The sequence below is a fragment of the Bacillus sp. JJ1474 genome, from assembly GCF_036965225.1.
GTDB lineage: Bacteria > Bacillota > Bacilli > Bacillales > Cytobacillaceae > Cytobacillus.
The window spans coordinates 2,200-2,453 of the sequence record NZ_JBALPC010000312.1 but is presented as its reverse complement, the minus strand read 5'-3'; the positions used below and the strand labels follow the sequence as shown (position 1 = coordinate 2,453).

Genomic DNA, 254 nt, shown 5'->3' with positions numbered 1-254 from the left:
ATTGATGTCAAGGTCTCCAAAGAAGAATTATTAAATTATATTTCGAATAATATTTTCTCGGAACAGGAGATAATGGAGGCCATTCTAAATACAACTATTAATAAGGAGAAAGTATTAAATATTGTCGCGATTGTAGCATTTGAAAACGGTTTAAACAATAGTATACTTCCTTACTTAAATAAAGCGTACGAGTTAAATCCGCACGATGATGATACCTTATATAATCTGGGCTATATTCTTTCTGAATTAGGAAA

At 30.3% G+C, this 254-nt stretch carries 1 protein-coding gene; it reads left to right on the top strand.

The features are described from left to right. Positions 1 to 72: 72 nt before the first annotated feature. Positions 73 to 254: hypothetical protein (locus V7164_RS25215; RefSeq protein ID WP_335355594.1), on the top strand; the 182-nt coding region annotated here is incomplete at its 3' end.